Annotated in this window: 6 protein-coding genes and 2 pseudogenes; 4 read left to right on the forward strand and 4 right to left on the reverse strand. The window is 32.0% G+C overall.

The features are described 5' to 3' along the window. The 4 genes and pseudogenes from EAI80_RS13660 to EAI80_RS11740 all read left to right on the forward strand — a co-directional run. Positions 1-154: pseudogene (locus tag EAI80_RS13660) on the forward strand (linear amide C-N hydrolase); the annotation flags it as partial. 63 nt (positions 155-217) lie between these two features. Further along, a complete protein-coding gene (locus EAI80_RS11730; protein ID WP_129982185.1) occupies positions 218-655 on the forward strand; it encodes an IS1 family transposase in 438 nt (145 codons plus the stop codon). Positions 656-745: 90 nt separating this feature from the next. Then, complete coding sequence (locus EAI80_RS11735; protein ID WP_129982186.1) at positions 746-1,348, forward strand: transposase; 603 nt, start codon at positions 746-748, stop codon at positions 1,346-1,348. Positions 1,349-1,383: 35 nt separating this feature from the next. Further along, positions 1,384-1,818, forward strand: a pseudogene (locus EAI80_RS11740) (linear amide C-N hydrolase); the annotation flags it as partial. Between the two features lie 50 nt (positions 1,819-1,868). On the opposite strand, the gene EAI80_RS11745 reads toward EAI80_RS11740, so the two are convergent. The 4 genes from EAI80_RS11745 to EAI80_RS11765 all read right to left on the reverse strand — a co-directional run bounded on the left by EAI80_RS11745 (position 1,869) and on the right by EAI80_RS11765 (position 5,398). Beyond that, a complete protein-coding gene (locus tag EAI80_RS11745; RefSeq protein ID WP_129982187.1) occupies positions 1,869-2,546 on the reverse strand; it encodes a MurR/RpiR family transcriptional regulator in 678 nt (225 codons plus the stop codon). Between the two features lie 563 nt (positions 2,547-3,109). Then, complete coding sequence (locus EAI80_RS11750) at positions 3,110-4,480, reverse strand: sodium-dependent transporter (protein WP_129982188.1); 1,371 nt, start codon at positions 4,478-4,480, stop codon at positions 3,110-3,112. A gap of 354 nt (positions 4,481-4,834) precedes the next feature. Next, positions 4,835-5,080 (reverse strand): hypothetical protein, encoded by a 246-nt coding sequence (locus tag EAI80_RS11760; RefSeq protein WP_129982189.1) that lies wholly within the window; start codon positions 5,078-5,080, stop codon positions 4,835-4,837. Between the two features lie 123 nt (positions 5,081-5,203). Next, a complete protein-coding gene (locus tag EAI80_RS11765) occupies positions 5,204-5,398 on the reverse strand; it encodes a hypothetical protein (protein ID WP_129982190.1) in 195 nt (64 codons plus the stop codon). Between the last annotated feature and the right edge of the window lie 115 nt (positions 5,399-5,513).

The following is a 5,513-nucleotide window of genomic DNA, read 5'->3' on the forward strand; positions in this document are numbered from 1 at the left end:
TGGTGGATTTGAGTTTGGTTATATATTTGTGTCCGCGCAACGAAGGCGCGGGGAAATGGAGGAAATCATGAAAGATAGAGTACATATCTATGATAATCCTGTAGGTGTATTGACTAATAATCCACCTTTTGATAAACAGATGTTTAATTTAAATAAAGCTCCTCTTTTGCAAATGGGTGGTAAGTAGCAATTTGTTACAGGCACTGATATAATTAGAATGCTTGTAGAAAGGCAAGCTCTTGAAGAGCTTCATGAGGTGAATAACCATCAAGAGGAACTTGGCGGTTCTGGTTATTCATCTCGTGAAACTCCGAACCGCCAAACACAAATGAATAAAAAAGAACGTAGAAAATATCCATCTTTACGCTCGTTTACTCGGTCTGAAAATCTAGAGAAATCTGAAGGACAATTGCTTGTTGAAAATACTGTTCAAGAATGGTACAACGCTAAACATGCAACATCATCTGTTTCAGAAATAGAATTTATAAATTCTTTAGACATAAAACAATGTCCTTTCTGTGGATTTCATGATTTTACAAGGTATGGGCATAAGAAAGACGGAACACAAAGATATATTTGTAAAGGATGTGGTAAACGTTTTACAGCGTTGACAAATACAATCTTTGATTCAAAAAAGATTCCTATTTCAGAATGAATTGAGTATTTACTGCATTTTTTTGAATTTCATTCTATAAATTCAACAGCCTACGATAATAGAAATTCACCAACTACAGGTAAATATTGGATGATCAAAACATTTGAAGTCTTAAAAGGAATACAAGACAATGTTGTACTAGATGGTACAGTGTATTTAGATGAAACCTATTTTACAAAAGTAAAAAGTAAACTAACGACAAAAAATGGAAAGAAACTAAGAGAAATTGCTAGAAATAAAATAGGTGTTGGTGTTGCCTGTAACGAGACAAAATCAATTTTTATAATTACAGGAACATCAAAACCCTCAAGAAAATCATCAAAAGAAACATATAGTAAGCATATTGCAAGAAGCTCTATATTAGTGCATGATGATGAGCATTCTCACAGTATATTGATTGAAGAATTAGAACTGGAAAGCGAAGTATACTCAACAAGAGAAACAAAAGGTCTATCAGATAAAGACAACCCTTTATATCCAGTTAATAATCTTCATTTATTATTGAAACAATTCATAAGAAATCACGGAGCTTACGACAGAGAACACCTCCAAGACTGGCTGAATCTATTTTGGTTCATTATGAATGACCCAAAAGATAAGTATGATAAGGTATTGAAATTTATAGAAATGGCAGTTTTGTCGCCAAAAAGAGTGCGATATCGAGATGCAATGAGCTCTAAACATAGTAGATAAGCGAATAATCACCACCCATTTGCAAAAGAGGAGCATTAAATAATTATATGTATCTCTCTACTAAACAGCCTGAGAATACATTCTCAAAAGATGTAAACTTATCTACTTATAGTAGAGGTATGGGTGCTTTAGGGTTACCTGGTGATTTATCATCAGCATCTCGTTTTGTACGTGTTGCCTTCACTAATATGAATGTAACTAAAGGATTAAATGAACAAGAAAATGTCAGTCAGTTCTTCCATATTCTTGGTTCAGTAGAACAACAAAAAGGACTATGTGAAGTAGCCGAAGGTAAATATGAATATACTATTTACACTTCTTGTTGTAATTTAAATAAGGGTATTTACTATTATTCAACTTATCATGGTCATACAATTAAAGCTGTGGATATGCATAAAACAAATCTAGATAATAAAGATTTGACATGTTACCCAATGATTGATGAAGAAGTATTCTTTGAACAGAATTAAAAACAGACACTAGGAAATGCATTCCTAGTGTCTTTTAATATATTATGATATTATTTTATCACTTCATCCGTTAATTTTTCTAGTGTATAAAGCATTGGCACTCCAGATTCAACCTGTCCAACCTTCATAATTCCATTAGAAGCATAAATAGTCAAATCACATAATTGACTAAATTTACCTACATGCGCTAATGAAATCATAATAATAGTATAATTTTTACTCTTATATCTATTGATTTGATCAAATCTCACTTTCTGATAAAAATCATTGTAAATGATCAAAATAACGGAATGAGTTCCTTCTGGTACTTCTAATATGGGATAGTTGACATCATCGATGCCATAACAATAAACCCCTGCTCGACAAAATCGTCGGGCGGTATATTTCGCAATATCCCTACATACACCTAAACCAAGCATTTGAAATGAATCAGCACCTTTAATCAGATCAGCTGCTTTTTTAAGTTTGTCTAAATAATCATTAGATTTTATATGCTCCACAAAACCTTCAATATCGTTTATTTCATAATTATCTTCCTGATCCTGCTGTTCATAAAATTCTTTAATCTTATACTTCAATTCTGAAAAACCAGAATATCCCATTTTCTTACAAAAACGCATAACAGTAGCTGTTGAAACATGTACCTCATCCGCTAACTCACGAACACTTAGATTTAATATATGCTTTAGGTTTTTCACTACATAATTATACACACATTTCTGCTTCATTCAAATTTTCAACTTGACTATACGCGAATCTCATTATATTTACTCTCCTTCCTCTTATTTCTTTACCTTAGATTATTTTAAACCATTTTCATTTACATTTCATGAAAACTAGTGATTTTTTTAGAAAAGAAAAAAAGAAAATTAAGTTATTATACAAACACCAATGTATTTGTTTCTTTTCTAATAAAAAACTGATTATAGTTAATCAGCTTTTATTACGAGTTCACTCATAATTCCATTGAGTTCTATTTGATCGTCTGAGTCTTCATCCATGTCTCCTTAATAGATAATCTTTGTATTAATGCCCTTAGACATTGCATAGTGATTGTACATGAGAAAGAAGTGTGTCAATTGAAAGTGTTTGAATAATATCAATATCTTTTATTCCTGTATCTATTTTTCCTTTAATGACTGTTTGTCTTATCTTCTAATTCATAGTTTAGTTATCTCACAATTATTTTACAAGAAAGTGTGTACAGCGTGTCATACCTATTTAGTTTTCAATACACTCATCACCACAAATTGCGTATTAGATGCAAATAAAAAACAGGCCTAAACCTGTTTTACATCTTAATAATTCCAAATGCATTCGCAACAGAGCTTAACAAGATAATAGCTGCAAAGATTGGGCAAATATATTTAATCATGAAATTGAAGATTTTCTCACGTTTAAATGGATTGTTGTGAGATTTAACTTCCTTAGCAATCTGATCTACACCAATAACTTTGGATACTAATAAACATACACATGTTGCAGAAATTGGCATCATCACTGAATTAGTTAAGAAATCAAAGAAGTCTAAGAACTGCATGCCAATAATCTGAATAGATGCAAGTGGTCCATATCCAAGTGATGATAATGATCCTAATACAAGCATGATGAATCCAAGAATAATAACTGATTTATGTCTACTCCATCCAAGTTCATCCTGGAATGTAGAAACAGCGCATTCTGTCAGGGCAATTGAACTAGTAAGTGCTGCAAATAATACTAATATGAAGAATAGGATACCAATAAGTGTTCCTAGTCCCATACTATCAAATACTTTAGGAATAGTAATAAACATTAAAGATGGTCCTGCATTCAAATTTTCCATATTTCCATTAGAGAAGGCAAATACAGCTGGAATAATCATTAATCCAGCCATAATCGCAATAGCTGTATCAAATACTTCTACGTTTTCTGTAGAATTTTCAATAGAGACTTCTTTTTCTGTATATGAACCAAATGTAATTAAGATCCCCATTGCGATAGATAAAGAATAGAACATCTGTCCCATTGCAGTAACTACTGTCATCCATGAGAAGTTCTTAAAGTTAGGTACAAGGAAGTACTTTACACCTTCAAGTGCACCTGGACGAGTAACTGAATAAACAGTAATAACACATGATAATACAACTAGAATTGGCATCATGATCTTAGAGACACGTTCAATACCGTTTTTAACACCTGCAAATACAATAAATAAAGTTAATAATGCAAAGGCAATAAAGCACAATTCTGTTGAAACACCATTAGAAATAAATGTAGAGAAATAACCATCAGATGATAAAGCATGACCGTTCCCCTTAACATATTCAACAAGGTATTTAATGACCCATCCACCAATAACAGAGTAGTAAGGTACGATTAATATAGGGATAATCGCATTGATCCATCCACCAAACTTATGCGAGATAGAGTTTCCAAATTTTCTAAAAGCGCCTACCGGACTCTTTCTAGTCATTCTTCCAATTGTGGTTTCTGCAATAATCATTGTATAACCAAATGTGAGCGCAAGAATAATATAGATTAATAAGAAGATTCCTCCTCCATATTTAGCTGCAAGATATGGGAAACGCCAAATATTTCCTAAGCCTACAGAGGCTCCTGCAGCAGAGAGGACTAATCCTAGTTTTCCTGAGAAAGTACTTCTCTTTTCATTGTTTTTCATAAAATCCCTCTTCCTTTTGTCTTATTTTTAGAACAATCAACATTATATCACACTAAAAAAATAAAGGAATAAAAAAATAAAGAACTTAAAAATAGAACCTCATAATTGAGATTCTGTCTTATATTAACTCTTTTTCATTCTTCTTAAGAGATAAATTCCATATAATAAGAAAAATATTGCAAATACAGCTAACTGTGTATTATCTCCTGTTTTAGCAGGTGTTTTATCTTTTTCTTTTTTTGCTACTTGTTTTTTATTTAGTACAACTTCTGTTTTCAGAGATAGATGAAATAGACAGTTTCTAGAGGCTGATAATTATCTTACTTTCAAAAATAAAAAGAGTACCGAAGTACTCTAATTATGATTCAATATGGATCTAATACACATGAATAGTGAAAATACAAAAATTACGATATATAGACCAAAATATGGCATACGTACACCATAATCTAGATAATCAGATAAGGCAATAAGACCCCAGATAATTCCCATTATCAAGTATTGTGCTGCAACGTAACGATAGTCATCTTTATGTTTAGTACGCTCTCTCATCACTACCGCAAAACCAATAACAGCAGCAAACATCAAAAATGTTAACATGTAAAATACACCTCTTTCTTACTCACTACCATAACACAAATCGAGTCACTATTCTAGCTAAAAACTTTTTACTTAATAATACACTAAACAGCCCAACTGCCTCTATATCGCAAAGGAAGTTAACTATAGAGGCATAGCCTGACTGGCATAAATAAACACACCTATGATTCCTAGTAAGAATCCTATGACTGCAACAATAATCAATACTTTCATACTTGCCTGCTTATATATGATTTTGCATATTAATAATGTGATAAAAGCACAAAGTAACGCAATACCTAGTAATGTCCATAACCAGTTAAATTCATGAATAATCATAATGGACTCCTTTTGTAAGAGAAAAGCATAAGAGGTTCTAAAATGGTACCCATAAGGAGGACAACAACCTGACAGTTGTGATACCCACCTTGTGGGTATCTTTTTTTCATTTCGT

It is taken from the genome of Catenibacterium sp. co_0103, assembly GCF_004168205.1.
Lineage (GTDB): Bacteria > Bacillota_I > Bacilli_A > Erysipelotrichales > Coprobacillaceae > Catenibacterium > Catenibacterium mitsuoka_A.